Origin of the sequence: Streptomyces virginiae, assembly GCF_040638905.1 — a bacterium.
Classification (GTDB): domain Bacteria; phylum Actinomycetota; class Actinomycetes; order Streptomycetales; family Streptomycetaceae; genus Streptomyces; species Streptomyces virginiae_B.
This window is the reverse complement of record NZ_JBEZYV010000026.1, coordinates 41,218-62,765: the sequence shown is the minus strand read 5'-3', so window position 1 is coordinate 62,765 and position 21,548 is coordinate 41,218. Positions and strand designations below refer to the sequence as shown.

Genomic DNA, 21,548 nt, shown 5'->3' with positions numbered 1-21,548 from the left:
ACCGGCGGGGCGGGGCAGGTGTCGAGGGACCGTATCGACACCTGCCCCGCCCCGTGTCTCACCGTCGGGCGAAGGGCGCGACGGGGTTCTTGAGGTTGCCGATCAGCTGGAGGGCGGCGGACGGGTCGGAGAGGTCGACCATCTGCTTGTTGTTGCGCAGCTGGAGGCGGTTGAGGCAGGACAGCTGGAACTCCTCCGCGAAGAAGTCGTAGCGCTCGAACTTCTCGGCGAGGGCCGGCATGGACTCCTGGTAGTCGTGGGCGCAGTCGGCCACGGCCCGCCAGAAGGTCTCCTCCGTGCAGATGCCCTCGGTGACGAGGATGGAGGACAGGAAGCGGAAGAAGCAGTCGAAGACGTCCGTGAAGATCGACAGCAGCTTCATGTCCTCCGGGACGTCCGCCCGGATCCGCTCGACCGCGGGCGGCAGCACCGCGTCCGCGTCCATGATGACGATCTCCTCGGCGATGTCCTTGAAGATCGCGCGCTGTACGACGCCGTCCTTGATGACCAGGATGGTGTTCTCGCCGTGCGGCATGTACGCGAGGTCGTACTGGTAGAAGCAGTGCACCAGCGGCAGCAGGTAGGCCCGCAGGTAGGGCTTGAGCCACTCGGCCGGAGTGAGGCCGGACTCCTCGATCAGGGCGCCCACGAACGACTTGCCCTCGGCGTCCACGTGGAGGAGGGAGGCCATGGTGGCCAGGCGCTCGCCGTCCCCGAGGGAGTTCACGGGGGACTCGCGCCACAGGGCCGCCAGCATCTTGCGGTACGGCGAGTAGCGGTCGGTGGCGCGCTCGTACTGCAGGTGCCGGTAGCCGATCGCCGCGCGCTCGCGGATGATCGAGAAGTCGACGGACCGCAGGACCTCGTCGGACTCGATCAGCTGGTGCAGCCAGTCGTTGATGGCGGGAGTGGCCTCCATGTAGGCGGCCGAGAGGCCCCGCATGAAGCCCATGTTCAGGACGGAGATGGCCGTCTTGACGTAGTGCTTGGTCGGGGTGGTGGTGTTGAAGAACGTACGGATCGACTGCTGCGGGAGGTAGGCGTCCTCGCCCTCGCCGAGCAGCACCAGCCGGCGGTTCGCGATCTCCGCGGCGAAGGTGATCGTGGTCTTGTTCCACCACTGCCAGGGGTGGACCGGGAAGAGCAGGTAGTCCGCCGGGTCCAGGTCCAGGGTGCGCAGTTTCGCCGCGAACAGGTCGACCGCCGCGTCGCCCAGCTCGGCGCGCATGAAGCTGTCGTGCTCCAGGCCGGCGCCCGCCGTGAAGGTGGCGACGTCCTTGTGCGCGGCGGCCCAGATCAGGTGCACCGGGCTCGCGGCCTCCGGGGCGTAGGCGTGGTACTCGTGCACGCCGAAGCCGAGCCGGCCGTTGTTGGCGACGAAGCAGGGGTGGCCCTCGGTCATGCCGGTCTCGATGTCCTGGAAGGAGGACTTCGCCAGCACGTCGGCGGAGATCTGCGGCTTGGTGTACTTGAACGCCGAACCCGCCAGGGTGGAGGAGATCTCCTCCAGGTAGACCGGCAGGACCTCCGCGCTCAGCCCCAGGGTCTGCTGGAACTCGATGTGGAAGTCGAGGGCGTCCAGCGGCAGCGACTCGCCGTCGCGCAGCCGGGTGATGGCGGCCTCGTCCACCGACCAGTGGTCCAGGACCTGCCGGGTGGCTTCGAAGTGGTACTCCACCGCGCCGTCGTCGGAGACGACCGAGTAGCGGTCGCCGCCGAGGGAGACGGGGGTCAGGAGGCGCTCGTGCGCGAACTCGGCGATGGCCTTGCGGACCAGGGCGCGGTTGGCGCGGGCCCACAGCTCGGGGGAGAGGTGGGAGACGGCGTCGGAGAGGCTCATATCGACACCCCCTGGGCGATGCCGGTGGCGGCCTCGAACTGCGCGCGGGTGCAGAAGCTCAGCAGCGCTTCCTTCTCCGGCTTGGTGACCTGGCGCTCCGGGACGAAGCCGACGGCCGCGTTCAGGGCGTGCACGGCGGTGTTTGCGACGTCCGGCTCGACGACGACGCGGACGGTCGCCGGGTCGGCGAAGATCGCGGCCATGACGGTGGTGATGACCGCGCGGGTGAACCCGTGCAGCGGCCGGTCGCTGGGCGCGACGAGGAAGTGCATGCCGACGTCGCCGGGCCGGGCCTCGTACAGGCCGACCAGCTCCAGCTCGCTCGGGTCGTACGTCTCCATCAGGAAGGCCGGGCGGCCGTCGTGCAGGCCGATGTAGGCCTGGTGGTGCTCGTGGGCCGTGATGCGCATGTACTCGCGCTCGACGTCCGGCAGCGAGGCGTCCTGCATCATCCAGAACGAGGCCTTGGGGTGCGTGACCCAGCCGTGGAGCAGTTCCGCGTCGGTGAAGGGGTCCAGCGGGCGGATCGCGAAGTCCCCGAGGACGGCATCCGTCCGGGAGTAGAGGGTGTCGGTGGTGCTCATGCGTGGGTGCCTTCCGGGGCGGCGAACTGCTGGAACGCGATGGACTTCTCGACCTTGTAGTACTCGCGGCCGAGCAGCTCACTGACGATGTACGCGTTGCGGTACGCGGCCATGCCCAGGTCGGGGGAGGTCAGGGAGTGGTTGTGGGTGGTGCCGTTCTGGAGGTACACCTCGCGGCCGGCGGTGTCGACGCTGTAGTTGCGGGCGGCGTCGAGGCGGCCGCGGCCGTCGAAGTTCAGGCGGTCCCGGACCGGGTTCAGGAAGTCGGGGGTGCGGTACTTGTAGCCGGTGGCGAGGACCAGGCCCTCGGTGGTGAGGGAGAAGTCCCGCTCCTGCTCCTCCTGGCGCAGCCCGAGGGTGTAGGTGCCCGTGGTGGTGTCGTAGGCCGTGCTGTTCAGCGAGGTGTTGGTCAGCAGGGTCGTCGGCACCGCGCCCGGCATGCTGATCTTCTTCTGGTAGAGCAGGTCGAAGATGGCGTTGATCAGGTCGCCGTCGATGCCCTTGAAGAGGTTCTTCTGCTGGGTCTCCAGCCGGTAGCGGGTGTCCTCCGGGAGGGCGTGGAAGTAGTCCACGTACTCGGGAGAGGTCATCTCCAGCGTCAGCTTGGTGTACTCCAGCGGGAAGAAGCGCGGGGAGCGCGTGACCCAGTTGAGCTGGTAGCCGTACACGTCGATCTCGGTGAGGAGGTCGTAGTAGATCTCCGCCGCGCTCTGGCCGGAGCCGATCAGGGTGATGGACTTCTTCTTCTGCAGCTCCGCCTTGTTCGGCATGTAGGCGGAGTTGTGCAGGAAGTCGCCGCCGAGGCCGGCGCAGGCCTCGGGGACGTACGGCGAGGTGCCGGTGCCCAGGACCAGGCGGCGGGCGCGGTGCGTCCGGCCCTTGTCGGTGCGGACCTCGTACAGGCCGGCGGCCTCGTCGTAGGCGACTTCGGTGACGGAGGTCGAGTACAGGACGTTGTCGAGCCGGTCGGCGGCCCAGCGGCAGTAGTCGTTGTACTCGGCGCGCAGCGGGTAGAAGTTCTCCCGGATGTAGAAGGAGTACAGCCGGTCCTGGTCCTTCAGGTAGTTCAGGAAGGAGAAGGGCGACGTCGGGTCGGCGAGGGTGACCAGGTCCGACATGAAGGGCGTCTGGAGGTGCGCGCCGTCCAGGAACATCCCCGCGTGCCACTCGAAGTGCGGCTTCGACTCGATGAACAGGCCGCTCAGCTCGTCGATCGGCGCGGTCAGGCAGGCCAGTCCCAGGTTGAAGGGACCGAGGCCGATGCCGATGAAGTCGTGGGGCTCAGTGGTGGACGGCAAGGGATTCTCCCAGGAACTGCTCGGCGTGTGCGGCGAGGAGGTCGAGGACGGCTGCGATGTCGGCCGTCGTGGTCTGCGGGTTGAGGAGGGTGAACTTCAGGTACTGCTTCCCGTCCACCTTCGTGCCGGCCACGACGGCCTCGCCGGAGGCGAAGAGCGCCTTGCGGGCGTGGAGCTGGGCCTCGTCGAGGAGTTCCGCGGGGACGTCGTCGCCGGGCACGAAGCGGAAGACGAGGGTGGAGATCTGCGGCTCCACGACGACCTCGAAGCGCGGGTCGGCGGTGATGACGTCGTAGCCGGCGGCGGCGAGGTCGATGACCTCGTCGAAGAGCGAGCCGACGCCGTCGGCGCCCATGATGCGCAGCGTCATCCAGAGCTTGAGGGCGTCGAAGCGGCGCGTGGTCTGGATGGACTTGTCGACCTGGTTGGGGATCCGCTCCTCGGCCATGCGCCGCGGGTTGAGGTAGTCCGCGTGGTACGTGGCGTGCTTGAGGGTGTCGCGGTCGCGGACCAGCATCGCGCTGGAGCTGACGGGCTGGAAGAACGACTTGTGGTAGTCGACCGTGACCGAGTCGGCGTGCTCGATGCCGTCGAGGAGGTGCCGGCGGGTGGGGGAGACCAGCAGTCCGCAGCCGTAGGCGGCGTCCACGTGCATCCACGCGGAGTGCTCGGCGGTCAGGCGGGCGATCTCGGGGAGCGGGTCGATGGACCCGAAGTCCGTGGTGCCGGCGGTGGCGACGACGGCCATGGGGAAGAGGCCCTCGGCGGCGCAGTTCTCCAGCTCCAGCGCGAGGACGGAGGTGTCCATGCGGCGGTTGCGGTCGACGGGTACGGAGATGACGGCCTCGTAGCCCAGACCGAGCATGGCGGCCGACTTCTGCACGCTGAAGTGGCTGGCGTCGGAGGTGAAGATGCGCAGCTTCGGGAGGAGTTCGGCCTTGGTCAGGCCGATCCCGGCGTCCATGGCGCGCTTCATGACGGTGCGGCAGGCCTCGTCGCGGGCCAGCAGCAGGGCGTGGAAGTTGGACTGGCTTCCGCCGGAGGTGAAGATTCCGTCCGCGTTCTCCCCGAGGCCGATGCGGCGCGTGGTCCAGTCGATGAGGCGGCGCTCGATGAGCGTGCCGCCGATGGACTGGTCCCAGGTGTCGAGGGAGGAGTTGACGGCGGCCATGACGGCCTCGCCGACCACCGCGGGGATGACGACCGGGCAGTTGAGGTGGCCCAGGTAGCGCGGGTGGTGGAAGTAGACGGCGTCGCGGAGGTAGACGTCCTCCAGCTCGGCCAGTGCGGCGGAGGAGTCGCCGAGCGGGGTGTCGAGGTCGATCCCGTTGATGACCGGGGCGAGTTCGTCGACGGATATGCCGGTGTGGGGCCGTTCGGTGGTGGCGAGCTTGGCGGCGACTCGGTCGACGCCCTCGGTGACAGAACGGCGGTAGATATCCGCGGTCGTCTCGTTCAGCAGATGCTGGCGCATCAACTTTCCTCCGGGCAGGGGGGGAGAAGGGGAGAGTGGGGTGTGTGATGTTTAGGTTAGCCTAACCTAAACGGAATGCCCAAATGGAGACGGGCCCCGGTCGACAACCAGGGCCCGCCTCGAACTGCTGTGGACCGAACGGGAGCTGACTACAGCTCGGAAGCGGGGTCCTCGCTGGGAGCCTTGCCCTCGTACGCCTCGGTGAGGAGCTGCTCCTCGCTCGCGCCGAGCCGCCAGTAGCCGGTGAAGCGCACCGAGCGGCGGTCGACGGATCGTTCCTGCACGAAGTGGCGGCGCACCGCGCGCACCGTGCCCGCCTCGCCCGCCAGCCATACGTACGGGGCCCGCGCGGCCGGCGGTTGCGCCGAGCGGAGCGCGTCCAGCACCCGGCCGGTCCGCTCTCCGTCCTCGCCCTCGCCCTCGCGCACGATCCACGTGATGTCCGCGTCGGCGAGCGTGCCCAGTTCGAACCGGTCGTCCTCGTGCGGGACCTCGAACCAGGCCCGGACCCGGGTGCCCGCGGGCAGCCGGTCCAGGATTCCGGCCGCGGCCGGAAGGGCGGTCTCGTCCGCGTACATCCAGACCGCGTCGGTGTCGGCCGGGGCCTGGAAGCGCACGGACTTGTTCTCGGCGACGGCCGGGCCGATCGCCAGGATCCGGCGGCCGGCGCTCGCGCGCCCGGCCCAGCGGGAGGCGGGGGAGGAGTCCCCGTGCAGGACGAAGTCGATGTCGACCTCGACGGCTCCCCGGTCGTCACGGCGCTGCTCGCGCACGGTGTAGGAGCGCATCACCGGCCGCTCCGCGTCCGGCATGGCGCGCCAGGCGGTGAACCACGTGTCCTCGTCCGTGGACGGGAGCACCGTGTGCTCCACGCCGGACGGGGGGAGGAAGAGCGACAGGCTCTGGTCGAAGCCGCCCGAACGGAAGTCCGCGAGCGACTCACCGCCGAACGTGACGCGCAGGAACGAGCGGCCCAGACGGCGCGTGCGGAGCACTTCGAGCGTGAAGAAGCGGAAGTGCGAGGCGGCCGGGGTGTCGGACGCGGTGACGGTCATGCGGAAAGTCCCCCTGGAAGTCGGTACGGCCTGACGCCGGTCCAGGGCGTGTCCGCGTGGACACGCCCTGGGGTCGTGCGCCCGGGGTCACCGGGCGCCGCGCGAGGGTCAGGCGACCTTCTTGGCGTTCTGGACGGCCTTCGCGAGGTCCTCGAGGATCTGCGCGCACTTGTCGTACGAGAAGATCGGCTCGGTGGTGCGCGGGGTGACCTGGCCGGCCTTCACGGCGGGCATCTCGGCCCAGGTGGCCTTGGCCTTCAGCTCCTCCGGCTGCAGGGTGCCGGTGCGGTTGTCGAGCAGGACCAGGTCGGCCTTGTACTTGCCGGCGTTCTCCCAGCTGAGGCTCTCGAAGAAGCCGCCCTCGTCGAGCTTCTCGGGGGTGACGAACTCGACGCCGAGGGACTTGAAGTACTTCAGGTCGGCCGAGGTGTCCGGGGTGGAGGCGTAGAACAGGTCGGCGGAGCCGGAGCCGACCAGGACCTTGATGCCCGGGTTGGCCTTGGTGGCCTCGCGGACCTTGGCGGCGGCAGCCTCGAAGCGGGCCTTGCCGTCGACGGCGGCCTTGGCGTTCATGTCGGCGCCCAGCGACTTGGCGAGGTCCGCCGTGCGCTCCAGGGCCTTGTCCATCGAGACGTTGCCGCCGACGCCGATCGCAGCGTGCGGGGCCAGCTTCAGGATCTTGTCCTTGGAGGCCTCGGGCACGTACCAGTACGAGCCGTCCCAAGTGTTGGTGACGAGCAGGTCGGGCTGGAGGGCGGCGTACTTCTCGACGTTGAACTCGTCGTAGACGTTGCCGAGGATCTCGACCTTGGAGATGTCCATCGAGCCGGCCTGGACGTCGGGCTTGCCGTCGGCGGTCTTGGTCGGGCCGAAGACGCCCTTGACCGAGACGCCGTAGTCGTACAGCGCGGCGGCGGTGCCGGTGAACGCGACGATGTTCTTCGGCGTCGACTTGGCGCTGACGTCCTTGCCGAGGTCGTCCTTGAAGGTCCAGGGACCGGTGGACGCGGCGGCGGTGCTGCCCTTGTCGCCGTCACCCTTCGCCGAGTCGGTGCCTGCGCACGCGGCGAGCGCGGCGACGAGACCGAGGGCGCCGCCCGCGGCGACGAAGCCGCGACGGGTGAAGGAGAAGCTGCGGGACTTGGGCATAATCGATGTCCGTTTTCGTGCGTACCGGGGCGGCCACCAGCGTGCCGTTCGTGGGGAAGGTTAGCCTAACCTTGGCCGAAAACGGTAAGGGGGCCCTAACTTTTTTCGGGCCCCCTCACACCACCCGCGCCCGCACGGGCGTCCGGACTAGCCTGCGAAGCCCAACTCGCGGGCGATCAGCATGCGCTGGACCTCGCTGGTGCCCTCGCCGATCTCCAGGATTTTGGAGTCCCGCCACATGCGCGCCACCGGATACTCGTTCATGAACCCGTAGCCGCCGTGGATCTGCGTCGCGTCACGGGCGTTGTCCACGGCCACCGTGGAGGAGTACAGCTTCGCGATCGCCGCCTCCTTCTTGAACGGCTCCCCGGCCACCAGGCGGGACGCCGCGTCGCGCCAGCCGATGCGGGCCATGTGGGCGCGCATCTCCATGTCGGCCAGCTTGAACTGGATGGCCTGGTTGTCGCCGATCGACTTGCCGAAGGCGTGACGCTCCCTGGCGTACTTCACCGACTCGTCCACACAGCCCTGCGCGAGGCCGGTGGCGAGCGCGGAGATGGCGATGCGGCCCTCGTCCAGGATCCGCAGGAACTGGGCGTATCCGCGGCCCTCCTCGCCCACCAGGTTGGCGAGCGGGACCCGTACGTCGTCGAAGGACAGCTCACGGGTGTCCGAGGAGTTCCATCCGACCTTCGAATACGGGGCGGCCACCGTGAAGCCCGGGGTGCCGGACGGGACGAGGATCGAGGAGATCTCCGGGCGGCCGTCCGCCTTGCGGCCCGTCACGGCCGTGACCGTGACCAGAGCGGTGATGTCCGTACCGGAGTTGGTGATGAAGCACTTCGAGCCGTTGATGACCCACTCGTCGCCGTCCTTGACGGCGGTCGTGCGGGTCCCGCCGGCGTCCGAGCCCGCGCCCGGCTCGGTCAGGCCGAAGGCGCCCAGCACCTCGCCGGAGCACAGCTTCGGCAGCCACTGCCTCTTCTGCTCCTCGGTGCCGAAGAGGTAGAGGGGCATGGCGCCGAGCGAGACCCCGGCCTCCAGGGTGATGGCGACCGAGGAGTCGACGCGGGCCAGCTCCTCCAGGGCGATGCCGAGGGCGAGGTAATCCCCGCCCATGCCGCCGTACTCCTCCGGGAAGGGCAGGCCGAACAGGCCCATGCGGCCCATCTCGGCGACGATCTCGTAGGGGAACTCGTGCCGCTCGTACAGGTCGCCGATCTTCGGGGCGACCACGTCGTGGGCGAACGCCTCGACGGTACGGCGGAGTTCCTCGTGCTCAGGGGTGAGCCGGTGGTCGAGGGACATGGTGTGACTACTCCTTGTGGGAGAGGGCGCGGACGGTACGGGAGGGGCTGGGGCGTCCCAGCTGTTCGGCCATCCACACGCTCGTGGCGGTGAGGGCGGCCAGGTCGACCCCGGTCTCGATGCCGAGACCGTCGAGCATCCACACCAGGTCCTCGGTCGCGAGGTTGCCGGTGGCGCTCTTCGCGTACGGGCATCCGCCGAGTCCGCCCGCGGAGGCGTCGACGGTGGTGACGCCGTGCCGGAGCGCGGCGAGGGTGTTGGACAGGGCCTGGCCGTAGGTGTCGTGGAAGTGCACGCCGATGCGGTCGGTGGTGACACCGGCCTCGTTCAGCGCGGACAGCAGGGCCTGGACATGGCCCGGGGTGGCGACGCCGATCGTGTCGCCGAGGCTCAGCTCGTCACAGCCGAGGTCGAGCAGGGCCTTGGCCACGGAGACGACCTGGTGGACCGGGACGGCGCCCTCCCAGGGGTCGCCGAAGCACATGGACAGATAGCCGCGCACGTGCGCCCCGCCCTGCCTGGCCCGGGCCACGACGGGCTCGAACATGGTGAGCGACTCGGCGACGGTGCGGTTGAGGTTGCGGGAGGCGAAGGTCTCCGTGGCCGAACCGAACACCGCGATACGGGTGGCCCCGAGAGCGAGCGCGCGGTCCAGGCCGCGCTCGTTCGGCACGAGGACGGGCAGGTCGGCGTCCACGTCGGCGAGCAGCGGGAAGAGCTGCTCGGCGTCGGCGAGCTGGGGCACCCACTTGGGGTGCACGAAGCTGGTCGCCTCGATCGTGGTCAGGCCGGCGGCGGCCAGGCGGTGGACGAACTCCGCCTTGACCTCCGTGGGGACGGCCGTCTTCTCGTTCTGCAGGCCGTCGCGGGCGCCGACCTCGTGGATGCGGACCCGGGCCGGCAGGCCGGGGGCCGGGACGTTCATGGGCAGCCCGATCACGCGTCCTCCTCCTCGTCCGGGGTGACGACGGCCAGTACCTGGTCCATGGCGACGGTGGTGCCGGGCGAGACGTCGAGCTCGGTGACCGTGCCCGCGTGCGGGGCGGAGATGACGTGCTCCATCTTCATCGCCTCGACGACGAGCAGACTCTGACCGGCCGTCACCTTGTCGCCGACGGCCACCTTGACGACGGTGACGGTGCCGGGCATGGGGGCGGCGAGGGTGTCCGCGCCGCTGCGTCCGCCGCCGCTGAGGTTCGCCGCGACGGGGTCGTACGCCTGCACGTGCCAGGAGTCGCCGTCGCGGCCGAGCCAGGTCCCCTCCGGGGAGGGGGCGTGGCTGAAGCGGTGTGTGACGCCGTCGAGTTCGATGGTGACGGTGCCTGGGGTGCGGCTGACGATCCGGCCGCGGGCCGGTGCGCCGGCGTCGACCGCGCCCAGCAGGATCTCCTGCTCGGCACCCAATTGCCGGGTACGGACCTCCACCGGGTCCTGGCCGGGAAGGCGGAAGTGGTGCACCGTCCAGGCGGGCGTGCCGCCCATGCGCCAGCCGTCGGCGGCGTCGAACGGGTCGACCCACCCCGCCGACCGCGCCTCCGGCACGGCGCCCGCCAGCAGGGCGGCAGCCGCGTACACCTCCGGCGGGACACTTTCCGGCAGCAGCTCGGAAAGGTCGCGCTCGACCAGGCCGGTGTCCAGGTCGCCGGACACCACGTCCGGGTGGGCCAGCAGCCGCCGCAGGAAGCCGGCGTTCGTCTGGACGCCCAGGATCACCGTGTCGGCGAGGGCCGCCCGCAGCAGGCGCAGGGCGGCCGGGCGGTCCGGCCCGTGGACGATGACCTTCGACAGCATCGGGTCGTACGTCGACCCCACCGGCACGCCCGCCGTCAGGCCCGAGTCCGTACGGACCGCACCGCCCGACGGCTCCGACAGGGCCAGGACCGTACCGCCGGACGGCAGGAAGCCGCGCGCCGGGTCCTCAGCGCAGACGCGGGCCTCGATCGCGTGCCCGGTCAGCCGGATGTCGTCCTGCGTGACGGGCAGCGCCTCGCCGGAGGCGACCCGCAGCTGGAGCTCCACCAGGTCCAGGCCGGTGACCAGCTCGGTCACCGGGTGCTCGACCTGGAGGCGGGTGTTCATCTCCATGAAGTAGTAGGAGGAGGGGTCGCCGCCGGGGACGATGAACTCCACCGTGCCCGCGCCGACGTACCCGCAGGAGCGGGCCGCGTCCACGGCCGCCGCGCCCATCGCCGCGCGGGTCTTCTCGTCGAGCAGGACCGAGGGGGCCTCCTCGATGACCTTCTGGTGCCGGCGCTGGAGGGAGCACTCGCGCTCGCCGAGGTGCACCACGTTGCCGTGGGAGTCCGCCAGCACCTGGATCTCGATGTGCCGGGGCCGGTCCACCCACCGCTCCACCAGGAGGGTGTCGTCACCGAAGGACGAGCGGGCCTCGCGGCGGGCGGCCGCGATCTCCTCGGCCAGCACCGCCTCGTCCCGGACGAGCCGCATGCCCTTGCCGCCGCCGCCCGCCGAGGGCTTCAGCAGGACCGGCATGCCGATCCCCGAGGCCGCCGCGACCAGTTCGGCGTCCGTGAGGCCGCTGCCCGAGGAGCCGGGGACCACGGGTACGCCCGCCGCCTTCACCGTCTCCTTCGCGCGGATCTTGTCGCCCATGAGGGAGATGGCGGTGGCGGGCGGCCCGATGAAGGCCAGTCCGGCGTCCGTGCAGGCCTGCGCGAAGGCGGCGTTCTCCGCGAGGAAGCCGTAGCCCGGGTGGACCGCCTCGGCGCCCGTCCGCTTCGCGGCATCCAGCAGCCGCTCCACCGACAGGTAGCTCTCCGCGGCCGCCGCCGGACCGATGCGGACGGCGGTGTCGGCCTCCCGTACGTGGCGGGCGTCCGCGTCCGCGTCGCTGAAGACGGCCACGGAGCGGATGCCGAGCTCCCGCAGGGTGCGGATGACCCGGACCGCGATCTCGCCGCGGTTCGCGACCAGAACAGTGCTGAACATCAGTGAGGTCCTCACGTCACATACGGAAGATGCCGAAGCCCGAGTCGCCCAGCGGGGCGTTCGCGCACGCGGTCAGGGCCAGTCCCAGCACCTGACGGGTCTCCATGGGGTCGATGACCCCGTCGTCCCACAGCCGCGCCGTGGCGTAGTAGGCGTTGCCCTGCTCCTCGTACTGGGCGCGGACCGGGGCCTTGAAGGCCTCCTCGTCCTCGGCCGGCCACTCCTGGCCGGCGCCCTCGATCTGGTCGCGCTTGACCGTCGCGAGGACCGAGGCGGCCTGCTCGCCGCCCATCACGGAGATCTTGGCGTTGGGCCACATCCACAGGAAGCGGGGCGAATAGGCCCGCCCGCACATCGAGTAGTTGCCGGCGCCGTACGAGCCGCCGACCACCACCGTCAGCTTCGGAACCCGGGCGCAGGCCACGGCCGTCACCATCTTGGCGCCGTGCTTGGCGATGCCGCCCGCCTCGTAGTCGCGGCCGACCATGAAGCCGGAGATGTTCTGGAGGAAGAGCAGCGGGATGCCGCGCTGGTCGCACAGCTCGATGAAGTGGGCGCCCTTCTGGGCGGACTCGGCGAACAGGATGCCGTTGTTCGCGATGATGCCGACCGGGTGGCCGTGGATCCGGGCGAAGCCGGTGACCAGCGTCTGGCCGAACTCGGACTTGAACTCCTGGAAGCGGGAGCCGTCCGTGATCCGCGCGATGATCTCGCGGGCGTCGTAGGGGGTGCGCGAGTCGACGGGGACCGCGCCGTACAGCCCGGCCGGGTCCACCTTCGGCTCCTCCGGAGCCTCCACCGACCAGGGAAGGGTCCCGCGCTCGGGCAGGGTCGCCACGATGTTCCGTACGATCCGCAGCGCGTGCGCGTCGTCCTCCGCGAGGTGGTCGGTCACGCCGGAGACGCGGGAGTGGACCTCGCCGCCGCCGAGCTCCTCGGCCGTGACGACCTCGCCGGTGGCGGCCTTCACCAGCGGCGGGCCGCCGAGGAAGATCGTGCCCTGGTTGCGGACGATGACGGCCTCGTCGCTCATGGCCGGCACGTACGCCCCGCCCGCGGTGCACGATCCGAGGACGGCGGCGATCTGCGGGATGCCGGCACCCGACATGCGCGCCTGGTTGTAGAAGATGCGGCCGAAGTGCTCCCGGTCCGGGAAGACCTCGTCCTGCATGGGCAGGAAGGCACCGCCGGAGTCGACCAGGTAGAGGCAGGGGAGACGATTCTCCAGCGCCACCTCCTGGGCGCGCAGGTGCTTCTTGACGGTCATCGGGTAGTACGTGCCGCCCTTGACGGTGGCGTCGTTCGCGACGATCACGCACTCGCGTCCGCTGACCCGGCCGATGCCGGCGATGACGCCGGCCGCGGGGGCGGAGCCCCCGTACATGCCCTCGGCGGCCAGCGGGGCCAGCTCCAGGAAGGGGGAACCCGGGTCGAGGAGGGTGTCCACGCGGTCGCGCGGAAGGAGCTTTCCGCGGGCGGTGTGGCGGGCGCGGGCCTTCTCGCCGCCGCCGAGCCGGGCCGCGTCGAGCCGGGCGCGCAGGCCCTCGGTCAGCTCGCGGTGGGCGGCCTCGTTGGTCCGCCAGGCCTCGGACGCCGGGTCCGCGGCGCTCGTCAGCACTGGTGCCTGCTGCATCGGTCGAGCTCCCTTGCTCGTTCCACTTGCTCGGTACACGTTGTTAATAAGCGTTAACGCATCTACGGCTTAGGTTAACGACCGCTAACGGCCCTGTCTAGAATGGTTTCCCATGAGCACCAGAGCGGCCGCCCCGACCCGTCGCGAGCAGATCCTCAGTGAGGCCGCCCGCCTCTTCGCCGCGCGCGGCTTCCACGGCGTAGGCGTCGACGAGATAGGGGCCGCTGTGGGCATCAGCGGCCCCGGCCTGTACCGGCACTTCGCGGGCAAGGACGCCATGCTCGCCGAGCTGCTCGTCGGCATCAGCGAACGGCTCCTCACCGGCGGCCGCCACCGGGTGGCGGAGGCGGCGGGGGACCCGTGCCGGGTCCTGTCCTCCCTCATCGACGGCCACATCGACTTCGCGCTCGACGACCGGGCGCTGATCACCGTGCACGACCGGGAGCTCGACCGGCTGCGGGAGGCCGATCGCAAGCTCGTACGGCAGCTCCAGCGCCAGTACGTGGAGCTGTGGGTGGACGTCGTACGGGAGCTGCACCCCGAGGTGGGCGAGGCGGAGGTGCGGGTCGCCGTGCACGCGGTGTTCGGCCTGCTCAACTCCACCCCGCACCTGGCGGCCCTGGGCCGGGAGGCGACGGAGTCGCTGCTGCGCCGCCTGGCCCACGGGGCGTTCGGGGCGCTGTCGGCATGACCCGGGGCGTCCGCCGACCGGACTGGACGCGCCGCCTCCGGCCCGGCGGCGGCAGAATGGCCCGCATGCCGAAGCCGATAGAGACGTCCGACCGATCTATTGAAGCGCCGAGCCGCGCCGAACTCATCGACCATCTGGTCCGCACGCGGATCGCGGGGCAGGTCGCGACGCCGCGCGAGAACAACCTCTCCCACTACCGCAAGCTCGCCAACGGCGACCGGCACTACTGGCTGGGCCTGGAACTGGGCGACCGCTGGACCGACGAGCAGGACGTGCTCGCCGTGATGGCGGAGCGCTGCGGCGTCGTGGACGACCCTGAGGTCCGCTACGGCCAGGACACCATCGACCCCGAGCTGACCGTGGCCGGCCTGGACCGGCTGGCGGCGCGGCTGCGCAAGGCGGCGGCCGACCGGCAGAGCGTGCTGCTGGCCACAGGCCACCCGGGCGGCCTGCTTGACGTCCACCGGGCGACGGCGGCGGCCCTGCGGGCGGCCGGGTGCGAGATCGTCGTCATCCCCTCCGGCCTGGTGGCGGACGAGGGCTCGGTGTGGCAGTTCGCGGACGTCGCGGTACTGGAGCGGGGCGCGACCCTGTGGCACACCCATTCGCCGCAGCCGATGGCCGCGATCCTGGACGGCCTGACGGCCGAGAACCGCCCGCAGCCGGACCTGGTCGTCGCCGACCACGGCTGGGCGGGCTGCGCCGCCCAGCGCGGCCTGGACGCGGTCGGCTACGCCGACTGCAACGACCCGGCCCTCTTCCTCGGCGAAGCCGAGGGCACCCTCCAGGTGGCGGTCCCCCTGGACGACCACGTCCGCGACCCCCGCTACTACGACCCGCTGGTGGCCTACCTCCTGAACGCGGCGGGCCTGGCGGGGGAGTAGCGCGGCTCCGGGCGGGAAGCCCGGGCCGACAGCTGGCCCCGCGAGGGTGAGGGTCTCATCGGCTCGTCGTCACGACCGAGCCGACGAGACCCTCACCCCTTGCGCGCGGACTGCACGGGTGTACGCGTCGGCGTTCCGGCTCTCACGGCCGGGACCCAGCCGGATGGGTCACTGCGGACGCACTTTCGCGCACTTTCTCAGTGTGCCGAGGGATCCCGTTTGTAGCGTTCTCCCATGCCGTCGTCCTGACGTAGATACATCTCCGAGTAGGGGCGCTTCCCCACCCAAAATGCATTCAGGCCGCAATGGGCTGGTTTCTCCAATCCTGTGTCGAATTTTATCCGCACGCCCGGATGCTCGTCCGGGATTGTTTCGAACACCCATGTGCCGTTTCCGGATGCTCGTGGAACCGCGTTCCGAAGATCCTCCGGGACGCAGTACGGATCCTGTGTGATGTTGCTAAACGAGACCGATCCGTCTTCCGTGAAAACGATTCGGCCACCCTTGTTGCTCTCCCAGGTGCCTGTCACATCCATTGCGGCAAGTTCCTCGGTGTCGTGCTTCGTCGACCCGCATGATGTGGTGGCGAAGCTTGCGGCAAGGAGGAATACCGGCACTCTGGCGTGTCGAAGGATTGCGCTCACGATCGTACTCGAGGTTTCAAGGTGGAGATGTTGATTTTGAAGTAGTCTTCCTTTGCGATTTGGTCGGAGCTGGCGAATTCTCTGGCTCGAGATATCAGCGGCTCGTAGTTCTTTGATTCTAGCCACTCACCCGCGTCCTTGTGGTCCTTCTTGGCTTCTTGGCGGATGTCCTGCCCAATCGCCCTCCCGCGAACGTTGTTGTAGAGATCGGCAATGTGGTCGCGCTGTTCTTTGTACGGGAAATAGGCCTCGTGGGCTTCAGCCCATGATTCAGCTGCCTTGGCGCCGAATTCTGCCGTCATGCGACCCTGCCAAAGGGCGTGTCGATAGGCGTTGTTGTTTACGTTCGAATCTGGCTCAGAACCTGAAACGTCCCACGCCCACTCCATCACCTCCTTGACCTTCCAGCACTGCAGCGGGTTTTCGGCGCAGAGCGTCAGTTCTGCGAGATTCATGGTGGGATTGCGGCTCTCGGGGCGCGCCCACGGCTGTTTCCCCTGCGTGTGCCACGAATTGGGCCAGCGCGTGTTCAGGAAGTCCTCGCGGTCGAGGTCGTTCGCGAGTAGAACGATGTCTTCCTTGCTCAGTCGGCCGCCGCTCTTCGCTATCTGGCGGGCACTCCTGATTTGATTCCAGGTCCTGTTGGGCCTGTTGTCCCCGTAGTGGCCGTACCTCGTAGCCGCACTGACAACGCTTTGGGGCTTGGACTGGAAGCCCTGGTCGGTGTTGTGGCCCTCGAAGTACTTCAGGCCGTCGGGGTCGGAGAAAGTGAAGGGGTTGTTCGCAGCGTAGGTGTAGCCGTGGAGCTGCTGGGCGTCCTTGGGGTCCATGATCGGGTCGACGGAGATGAAGCGGCCGATCAGGGGGTCGTACTCGCGGGCTCCGATGTGGGTCAGGCCGCTGTCGTTGTCCTTCGTGCCTCCGACGAAGGTCTTCTCGCCGGTCCACGTCGTCGGCTGGGTTCCGCGGGTCTCGCCGAACAGGCCCGTCTTGCGGCGGGTGACCGTCTGGGTCGCGTCGGCGGTCACCTGGGTGGTGCCGGTGTTGTGGTGGTCCGCGAAGGTGAAGGTGAGCTTGCCGCCCGTGCGGACGGCGACACCGCCGTAGTAGCGGGTGCCGGTCACCGTGCCCGTCTTGTCGAGCTTCAGCTCGTTGCCGGACGGCAGGTACAGCGTGGTGCTGTCCTTCTCCTTGCGCAGGAGGCGGTTACCGGTCGCGTCGTAGATGAACGAGTCGGTGGTCAGGCCCTGCACGAGGGACTTGAGGCGTCCCTCCGCGTCCCAGTCGAGGTACTGGGTCTCACCCGTGCCGCTCTTGCGGGTCTTGGTGTTGCCGGTGGCGTCGTAGGTGAACGTTTCGTCGTGCGGGCCCGTGCCGGTCTGGGTGACCTTCGGGAGGTTGTGCTTCCCGGGCGTCGGGGGCGCGTACGTGCGGACCGTGTCCGCGGTCGGGCCCGAGGCGGTCTTGTGCTTGGTCTCCGTCTTGCGGTTGCCGACGGCGTCGTAGGTGTACGTGGTCCAGTACGGGTCCTCGCCACCGATGACGGTTGCGGAAGGCGTCGCCGCGCAGGTCTCGCCCTTGTTGGTCCAGGCCTCGGTGATGCGGCGCAGGGAGTCGAGGTTGACGCACTGGGTGTCCGTCGTCCGGGCGGCATCCTGGCCGTAGGCCGAAGCGATCGCCGTCAGGTTGCCGGCGGGGTCGTTGGTGTACTTGGTGTCCTCGATCCGCTGGGGCGCGAGCTCCCGGTCGGTGACGGTGCGGGTGAGGGCACCGGTGTGCTCGTCGTACTCGTTCGTCCGGTACAGGCTCTGGGTGGATGCCCCGAGTTCCTGGCGGATCGTGCGGCCGTAGTGGTCGTAGGTCATCGCCCCGACCAGGGGGGTGTTGCCCGCGCCCATGCTGTCGAGCAGGCCGGACACCGGCTGGTAGGTGCTGCCGACCGTCTCGGCCGGGAGGCCGCCCATGGCCGGGTGCCTGGTCGTGCGGACCTGGCCGGCGATGTTGTAGGCGTTCGTCCACTTGTACGTGCCGGCCATCGCGCCGGTGTCGGGGGTGGACGGGATGGTGACCTGGGTTTCCAGCGGCTGGTAGAGGTCGTTGTAGGACAGGACCTCCGAGGTGTACGCCCTGCCGTCGACGTAGCGCGTGGACTTGGCCGGCTTGCCCTTGGCCACGGTGTCGTAGACGGTCGAGGTCAGCGTCGTCGCGCCCTGCTTGGTGGCGACAGCGCGACCGAGGTCGTCGTAGTCGGTGTGCAGGGTGATACCGCGGGCGTCGGTGACATCGGTGACGCGGTCACCGGTGTCGTACGCCGTCTTGGAGACGCCCTTGTCCGGGTCGTTCACCTCGACCTGGCGGCCGCGGACGTCGTAGGTATAAGTCCACTTGGCGTTGACCGGGTCGGTGACCTGGCTCAATTGACCGAGCTTGTTGTAGGTGTAGACGGTCGACTGCGAGGTGGTGCGGGCCGGGTCGGTGTACTGCTTGACCTCGACCGTGTGACCCAGCGCGTCGACGACCGTCGTGGTCGTGGTACCGCCCGGGGGCGGACTGACCGTGGTCGTGTCGCCGGTGTAGCTGGTCGTGGTGCGCTTGGTCTCGGTACCGAACTTCTTCGCGATCACCGCAGTCGGGCGGCCGGCACCGTCGAAGAGGGTGTCGGTGGAGGACGGGTAGTTGAGTTCCTGTCCCGTGACCAGATCGGGCGAGGGCGTGCCGTCGGCGTAGTAGGTGCCGGAGGTGCGCCACGCCAGGCCGCGCGTGTCGTAGAAGGTCTCCGTGATCAGACGGCCGGACAGGTCGGGCGACTGGGTCTGCGTCTGCCGCTCACGCAGCAGACCGTCCTGGATGGAGTGTGCGACGGAGTATTCGTAGTCGTGCGTCAGCGTCTTGGACGTGACGACGTTGGGACCGCTGTTGCGGACGGTGTAGTGGAAGACGCGACTCGGCAGGTCCGGGTAGGTCTCGGCGGCCCAGTTCGGGGCCCAGACCTTCGTCACCCGGCCCAGTGCGTCGTACGTCGTCGTGGTGACCTTGCCGTTGGGGTCGGTGACCTTGGTGGCCTGGCCCCGCAAGGGGTCGAGCTGGCTGGTGGCGGCGTGCCCCAGCGGGTTCGTCGCCGTCATCGAGGTCGGGACCTCGCCGATGGCCGGCGTGTACGCGGTGGTGGTCACCTTTCCGTAGGCGTCGGCGGCCGCCAGTGCGCGGCCGTACAGGTCGTAGCAGAGCTGGTCCTTGGCCGCACCGCAGGTCGACGGGACGGTCGACGCGATGTCGTAGCCGTCGCCCTTGCCGTTGATCTTCTCGGTCTTCGTCACCAGGCCGCGCCCGGGGACGGTGCCGAGCGTGCCGTTGTCGAAGTAGGTCCGGGTGTCGCTGATGACGTCGGCCGGAGTGGCACCGCTCGTCTCGCACGGAAGCGCGACGGTCTCGACGCGGCTCTGCCGGTCCAGGATCCACGTCGCCGTGTTGCGCGCGTAGGTGGTCCGGGTGCAGGACTCGTCGCCGGCCTTTGCGGTGTCACCGGTGCTCGACTGCCAGTCCGCCATGCCGTACTCGTCGAAGTGCCGACTGGTCTCGGTCGTCCGGGTGCCACCGGTGACGGTGGTGCGGGTCGACTCCTTCTCGACGTTCGTCTTGTAGGAGGTGAGGTTGGGCAGCCCCGGACGCAGGCGCTTGGCCACCTCGGCCGAACGCCACGGCGTGCTCGACGTCGCGCTCACGAGCTTGGCGGTGTCATCACCGTCGTACGTGGCCGTTTCGCGGACCATGCCCGCGAACTCGGGCCGGTCGATGACCGCGGCGCCCGCGCCGTCCTTCACCTCCTTGCCGTCGAGGCCCCGGAAGTAGCGGGTCTCGGACAGCGTCTTCGGGTCACTGGCCGCACCGGTGCGGGTCTGGACGAGTCCGTAACCGCGGGCGACGGAGTGGACGCGGTCCTCGGCCTTGGTGAACTCGCTGGTGTCCTTGTCCCAGGCCGCTCCGCCGACGTAGGTGTACGAGGTCACCTTGTCGGGCGTCGATGCGAGGTTGTCGCCCTCCACGATCTGGTTGACGACATAGGTGTTGAACCAGTCGAGCTTGGAGGTGTCACCCTCCCAGGCCCACTTGACCGGGAAACAGCGGGTCGTGTTCGTCCCGTCCGAAGCCGGTAGCGTGGTCGGGGTGCAGTCCTGCTGCGAGTAGGTGACGCCGATGGTGCCACCGGTCTCGGTGTTGACCTGGGACATCCGCAGGCGCACGTAGGGAGCCAGACCGTCACCGGTCTTGTCGACCCGGTTCGGACGCTGCTCACCCGCGAACGTGACGGGGTCGAGCGGGACGTCCTCCGCGGCGCCCGCCTTGGCGGTGCGGGAGATGGACTTCAGCCACATCGGGGTGGATATGCCGTCGCCCGCCGGCGGGAAGTTCTGGTCCAGGGTCCAGGAGTCGACGTCCTGGTACGCGCCGCCGGTGAGGACCTTGGTGTGGATGCCGGTCAGGCGCATCCGGGACCAGAAGGTCGGCGAGTACTGGCCCTTGCACTCCGTGGAGCCGTCCTTGCAGAACAAGTCGTACGGGGAGTCCGGCCAGTTCTTCGCGTTGGTCTCGTCGAAGGTGCCGCAGTTGGTGAGGCAGCGCTCGCTGACGCCGAACTTCACCTGGGCCATTGCCTTGCCGCTGTAGACGGCGTCGGAGCGGAGCCCGTAGTCGATGTGGTCGAGCCAGCCGCCGCGGATGTACGGCGTGACCGTGGCCTTGCCGGTCGTCTCGGAGACGTTCCGGCCGTAGTTGTTGGTCTCGGTCTTCCAGTAGTACGCCATCGCGTCGCCGCCGGGGGTGACGACGTAGTCGAGCTGCCAGCGCCAGGCCTGCTTGCACCAGGCGCTCGCGAACGAGGCGTTGTAGCAGGGCTCACCCGCCTGGTTGCCGAAGACAGGGGCGGTCCAGGCCGAGTTCGTCGTCGGCGTGGTCGCGTCCTTCCAGCCCGGCAGGCGGTTCAGGCCGAAGAAGTACTGCGTACCGTCGGTCGTGGTGATCTTCCAGTGCTCACCGTCGTTGTCGCCGTTCACGGCTCCGGTGAGCTTCTCGACCTTCTCGCCCGAGTCCGAGGCCGGGTGCCAGCCCTTGCCCTGCTCGTGGACGAGCTCGGTCGACTTGCCGCCCAGTGACAACGTGGCGTTGTCGTTGAACCAGCACTGGTCGCCGACCTTGGTGGTGTTGGTGCCACCGGTCTTGTCGTCGTTGCAGGGCTTGTACTTGCGCTCGATGAAGCCGGGCTCCCAGCCCCAGCCGTCACCGATCCACGAGCCCTGGCTGTTGGACACGCCCGTGCGGCCGTCGACGGACTGGGAGCTGTAGCCGAGCGAGATCTGCGGGCCCAGCCCGCCGGGCACGGCAGGGGTCGCCACCGGGTAGGACCAGGAGAAGGCGCCCGTCGAGCCGCCCGCGCTCCAAGAGCCGGAGGGCTGCAGCGAGGTCGCCTTGTAGTCACCTGTCGGGCCGGCGTCACCGGCCGTCGTGGCGAGGACCGTCGCGCCGCCCGAAGCCGCGGATGCCGACTTCGCCGACACCCCCGCGGACTTGGCCGAAGGAGCCGCGCCCTGCGTGGTCACCTGAGCCGACAGCTTGCCCGCGCGCGTGTCGTTCTGCGTCTGCAGCGGCGTCTGCGTACGGCACTCCGCGCGCTCCGGAGTCGTCAGCGCACATGCCGGAAGCTGCACCAGGCGCAGGCGGGAGGCGTAGTCGCCGCCGTAGGCGCCGCGGAAGGAGTTGTAGTCCACTTCGACGTTCGCGGGTGCGGCCTGTGCTCCGCCGTCCGAGCGGCCGACCGACAGCAGGACACCGTCGACGCCGGCCTTGCGCGCCGCCTCCTTGCCGACGACGGAGACCTTCACCTTCGACGGTGCTTCGGCCGCCTTGCCCGGCGGTACGTAGACCGCGACCGGGAGCTTGCCGGCCTGCTGCGAACCCGGGTCGACGACCGGCCCGCGAGCAGCACCCGACAGGAACGACTTCGAGACCGGACCCGAGGCCGGAGTCGAGGTCAGACTCACCTCT

Annotated in this window: 14 protein-coding genes; 2 read left to right on the top strand and 12 right to left on the bottom strand. The window is 69.4% G+C overall.

Going from position 1 to position 21,548, the window contains the following annotated elements:
* Positions 1-58: 58 nt before the first annotated feature.
* The 10 genes from AB0F82_RS28220 to AB0F82_RS28175 all read right to left on the bottom strand — a co-directional run bounded on the left by AB0F82_RS28220 (position 59) and on the right by AB0F82_RS28175 (position 13,290).
* Positions 59-1,840 (bottom strand): IucA/IucC family protein, encoded by a 1,782-nt coding sequence (locus AB0F82_RS28220; RefSeq protein WP_362632379.1) that lies wholly within the window; start codon positions 1,838-1,840, stop codon positions 59-61.
* On the bottom strand, positions 1,837-2,424 hold the full coding sequence (locus tag AB0F82_RS28215) for a GNAT family N-acetyltransferase (RefSeq protein ID WP_362632377.1): 588 nt from the start codon (positions 2,422-2,424) through the stop codon (positions 1,837-1,839). The genes AB0F82_RS28220 and AB0F82_RS28215 overlap by 4 nt, the downstream gene beginning before the upstream one ends.
* On the bottom strand, positions 2,421-3,722 hold the full coding sequence (locus AB0F82_RS28210) for a lysine N(6)-hydroxylase/L-ornithine N(5)-oxygenase family protein (protein ID WP_362632375.1): 1,302 nt from the start codon (positions 3,720-3,722) through the stop codon (positions 2,421-2,423). Before AB0F82_RS28210 ends, AB0F82_RS28215 begins: the two co-directional genes overlap by 4 nt.
* A complete protein-coding gene (locus AB0F82_RS28205) occupies positions 3,706-5,196 on the bottom strand; it encodes a pyridoxal phosphate-dependent decarboxylase family protein (RefSeq protein ID WP_362632373.1) in 1,491 nt (496 codons plus the stop codon). The genes AB0F82_RS28210 and AB0F82_RS28205 overlap by 17 nt, the downstream gene beginning before the upstream one ends.
* A gap of 149 nt (positions 5,197-5,345) precedes the next feature.
* Positions 5,346-6,251, bottom strand: a complete 906-nt coding sequence (locus tag AB0F82_RS28200) for a siderophore-interacting protein (protein ID WP_362632371.1) — start codon at positions 6,249-6,251, stop codon at positions 5,346-5,348.
* Positions 6,252-6,359: 108 nt separating this feature from the next.
* Positions 6,360-7,400: an ABC transporter substrate-binding protein gene (locus AB0F82_RS28195; RefSeq protein ID WP_362632369.1), complete on the bottom strand. Its 1,041-nt coding sequence runs from the start codon at positions 7,398-7,400 to the stop codon at positions 6,360-6,362.
* Between the two features lie 147 nt (positions 7,401-7,547).
* The gene (locus AB0F82_RS28190) at positions 7,548-8,708 is read right to left on the bottom strand and encodes an acyl-CoA dehydrogenase family protein (RefSeq protein ID WP_362632367.1); all 1,161 of its coding nucleotides are present in this window, start codon (positions 8,706-8,708) and stop codon (positions 7,548-7,550) included.
* Between the two features lie 7 nt (positions 8,709-8,715).
* Complete coding sequence (locus AB0F82_RS28185) at positions 8,716-9,633, bottom strand: hydroxymethylglutaryl-CoA lyase (protein ID WP_356813140.1); 918 nt, start codon at positions 9,631-9,633, stop codon at positions 8,716-8,718.
* 11 nt (positions 9,634-9,644) lie between these two features.
* A complete protein-coding gene (locus AB0F82_RS28180; RefSeq protein WP_362632365.1) occupies positions 9,645-11,657 on the bottom strand; it encodes an acetyl-CoA carboxylase biotin carboxylase subunit in 2,013 nt (670 codons plus the stop codon).
* 16 nt (positions 11,658-11,673) lie between these two features.
* On the bottom strand, positions 11,674-13,290 hold the full coding sequence (locus tag AB0F82_RS28175; RefSeq protein WP_362632363.1) for a carboxyl transferase domain-containing protein: 1,617 nt from the start codon (positions 13,288-13,290) through the stop codon (positions 11,674-11,676).
* Positions 13,291-13,402: 112 nt separating this feature from the next.
* Here AB0F82_RS28175 and AB0F82_RS28170 point away from each other — a divergent pair, with 112 nt between their 5' ends.
* Entirely contained in the window at positions 13,403-13,981 is a 579-nt protein-coding gene (locus AB0F82_RS28170; protein WP_362632361.1) for an SACE_7040 family transcriptional regulator, read from the top strand.
* Positions 13,982-14,037: 56 nt separating this feature from the next.
* A complete protein-coding gene (locus AB0F82_RS28165; RefSeq protein ID WP_362632360.1) occupies positions 14,038-14,865 on the top strand; it encodes a phosphatase in 828 nt (275 codons plus the stop codon).
* 197 nt (positions 14,866-15,062) lie between these two features.
* On the opposite strand, the gene AB0F82_RS28160 is transcribed toward AB0F82_RS28165, so the two are convergent.
* The gene (locus tag AB0F82_RS28160) at positions 15,063-15,509 is read right to left on the bottom strand and encodes a hypothetical protein (protein ID WP_362632358.1); all 447 of its coding nucleotides are present in this window, start codon (positions 15,507-15,509) and stop codon (positions 15,063-15,065) included.
* Positions 15,506-21,544: an RHS repeat domain-containing protein gene (locus AB0F82_RS28155; RefSeq protein ID WP_362632356.1), complete on the bottom strand. Its 6,039-nt coding sequence runs from the start codon at positions 21,542-21,544 to the stop codon at positions 15,506-15,508. The genes AB0F82_RS28160 and AB0F82_RS28155 overlap by 4 nt, the downstream gene beginning before the upstream one ends.
* Positions 21,545-21,548 lie beyond the last annotated feature (4 nt).

Excerpts from the sequence above, each read along its gene's own strand:
- AB0F82_RS28220 (WP_362632379.1), bottom strand. The coding sequence starts at position 1,840 with ATGAGCCTCTCCGACGCCGTCTCCCACCTCTCCCCCGAGCTGTGGGCC.
- AB0F82_RS28215 (WP_362632377.1), bottom strand. The coding sequence starts at position 2,424 with ATGAGCACCACCGACACCCTCTACTCCCGGACGGATGCCGTCCTCGGG.
- AB0F82_RS28205 (WP_362632373.1), bottom strand. The coding sequence starts at position 5,196 with ATGCGCCAGCATCTGCTGAACGAGACGACCGCGGATATCTACCGCCGT.
- AB0F82_RS28200 (WP_362632371.1), bottom strand. The coding sequence starts at position 6,251 with ATGACCGTCACCGCGTCCGACACCCCGGCCGCCTCGCACTTCCGCTTC.
- AB0F82_RS28195 (WP_362632369.1), bottom strand. The coding sequence starts at position 7,400 with ATGCCCAAGTCCCGCAGCTTCTCCTTCACCCGTCGCGGCTTCGTCGCC.
- AB0F82_RS28190 (WP_362632367.1), bottom strand. The coding sequence starts at position 8,708 with ATGTCCCTCGACCACCGGCTCACCCCTGAGCACGAGGAACTCCGCCGT.
- AB0F82_RS28185 (WP_356813140.1), bottom strand. The coding sequence starts at position 9,633 with ATGAACGTCCCGGCCCCCGGCCTGCCGGCCCGGGTCCGCATCCACGAG.
- AB0F82_RS28180 (WP_362632365.1), bottom strand. The coding sequence starts at position 11,657 with ATGTTCAGCACTGTTCTGGTCGCGAACCGCGGCGAGATCGCGGTCCGG.
- AB0F82_RS28175 (WP_362632363.1), bottom strand. The coding sequence starts at position 13,290 with ATGCAGCAGGCACCAGTGCTGACGAGCGCCGCGGACCCGGCGTCCGAG.
- AB0F82_RS28170 (WP_362632361.1), top strand. The coding sequence starts at position 13,403 with ATGAGCACCAGAGCGGCCGCCCCGACCCGTCGCGAGCAGATCCTCAGT.
- AB0F82_RS28165 (WP_362632360.1), top strand. The coding sequence starts at position 14,038 with ATGGCCCGCATGCCGAAGCCGATAGAGACGTCCGACCGATCTATTGAA.